General features: G+C 56.9%; 3 protein-coding genes. 2 read left to right on the top strand and 1 reads right to left on the bottom strand.

Going from position 1 to position 2,010, the window contains the following annotated elements; translation table 11 throughout:
- Positions 1 to 92 precede the first annotated feature (92 nt).
- Positions 93 to 980, top strand: coding sequence for a hypothetical protein (locus AC5ZG1_RS43840; RefSeq protein ID WP_456645486.1), 888 nt, complete (start codon positions 93 to 95; stop codon positions 978 to 980).
- Between the two features lie 283 nt (positions 981 to 1,263).
- Positions 1,264 to 1,479 carry a hypothetical protein gene (locus tag AC5ZG1_RS43835; protein ID WP_456645487.1) on the top strand — a complete coding sequence of 72 codons (216 nt, stop codon included), beginning with the start codon at positions 1,264 to 1,266 and terminating at the stop codon, positions 1,477 to 1,479.
- 179 nt (positions 1,480 to 1,658) lie between these two features.
- Here AC5ZG1_RS43835 and AC5ZG1_RS43830 read toward each other — a convergent pair whose 3' ends face one another.
- Positions 1,659 to 1,892, bottom strand: a complete 234-nt coding sequence (locus tag AC5ZG1_RS43830) for a hypothetical protein (RefSeq protein ID WP_456645488.1) — start codon at positions 1,890 to 1,892, stop codon at positions 1,659 to 1,661.
- Between the last annotated feature and the right edge of the window lie 118 nt (positions 1,893 to 2,010).

The raw sequence follows: 2,010 nt of genomic DNA, 5'->3' as shown, positions 1-2,010 counted from the left end.
TTCGACCTGAGTTCGGCACTCACTGAAACACTATCACCCGAAACCTAGCTGGCCGCGGCCCTCACCGGAGGGTTACGCAGCAGAGGGGCACCATGACAATCGATGATGGGCTCGGCTACCATCTCCCGGTCGGGGGAAGTACGATTGCGGGGCGCAAATGGCGATTGGGCGTGCTGCGTATGACGTACAAGCCGGAAGCAGGGCCAAACATGGATCGCAGGAAATTTATAAAGAGAGCCTCGGGACTGATTATTGCGGGTCCCTGCGTTATTCGTCCATCAGCGGCGGCCGCGCCGCCACCGTCTGAAATCACGATCCCGATGTCACTCAGCGACGCGAGGTTCGCCGGCAATGTTCCAGGACCCGGCGGTCCATTCTCGTCTGGTACGCAAGCCAACAAAGATTGGATCGACAGTCCCAATTACAAGAATGGCGATGCGTGCTTTGCGATCCAATCGAGCGGCTCTCTTGTAAGCAACTTTGTCCAGTGCCGAATCGATTGGCGTGAAGGTCCCCGCCAGAACGGCGGCGGTATCACGAATATGGACCAGTGCTTCTTTAATTGTGTCGCCAAGGTCGGCGATCACTCTGACGCGTTCCAAGCGTACCCGTACCTGGGAGACAAGGCGACGGTCAACTTCACCAATTGTAGCTTCAAGTGCTACAATGATAATGAGCCTCAACCTGGCTTTGTCAGTTCAGATTGTATGCAGTGGGCTGATAATTTCTCGGGAACTGTAACTTACAACAACTGCATTTTCTGGAACGGCGATCGCACCGTTTTCATCTTCGCAAGTCCCGGCACGACGACCAATGTCGCGTTCACCAATTGCTATTTCGCTACTCCGGGTGGACGCCCTGGCTTCCATATAGCGGCTGTCAGAACTGGAGTGCTCAACGTTCTGGCATGGAGCAATGTGCGCCTCGCGAGAGTGGTCGGCACGACCATCATTCCGGGTGCATTGATACGTTCGCCATAACGGCGGGGGGTGCTGTCCGTATGAATTTCGGAGAGGGTTGGCCACGCTCCCGCTGCGCCTTTCCACATCAATCCACATGCCCTGGAATCACTCGGGCGCGATGCTCAGGGCGGCGTCATCTGCTCCAGTGCAGCAGCGGCAGTTGGGTCGCCACTCAGGATTCCGCTGCCTGCAAGGACCAAGTCCCCATACCGCCTCCGTTTGGATACTTTCAATCAAGCCGAAGGCCTATTTCTAGGGCATGAACCTGACAGAAGTCCAAGACCAAGCAATACAAGCCCGCATGGCACTCATCGTTGGCGCGAAGACGTTTGACCGACTGTTCGCCGGCATTCACTTCGATGAGCTCGATGGCGATATCCTGGATCACGGCTTCAAAGATCTTGAAGCGCGAGGTCAACGTCGTGATGGTGCTGCCAAAGCAGTTCGTTCACTGAGCTGGCGCTGTCACCGTCCGCTACGGGATATCGTCGCCGCGCGTCCGACCACCGCCGACTGAATGCGGCCTGTTCCAGAAAAATTCCCGGTTGCCTGTCGCGGCCTCGGCGTATTGATCGATGGCCAGCATGATCGCTTGAACGTGGTGATAGCACCACCCCTCGTGCATGCCGATTTTTCGAACCTCGGCCAACGCCTTGAGGAACGGCGGATGATCTTCGGAGTCGGAGAAGTATCGCTTCACCAGTTCCGGCCTCCCAGCACCTTGCCGGCGGTCGACCCGGGCGCCACCTTCTTGAGCCTGTCGCGCTCGGTGCAAAGCGTGTCGATCTTCGCCAGCATCCTCTGCAGGAGCAATTCGGCCGACGCGCTACAGATCCCCGCCCGTTGAAGCTTCAAAATATCGTTTCGCTGACGCCCGACCTGGACGCGCATGTATTCGATTTCCCGACGGACGAACTCGAGATCCGGCATGGAGGCCCCTCTTGCGTGGAGCCCATCATTAGAACGAAACGGGAACATTCTTTCAAGTTACAAGTTGGGACCGGAGCCAGATTTTTTGGAGGTTCATCATGGCCGACAACACGGAAAA

This window comes from Bradyrhizobium sp. Leo78, from assembly GCF_059512425.1.
The sequence above is the reverse complement of the archived record's forward strand: the minus strand, read 5'-3'. Positions and strand labels throughout refer to the sequence as shown.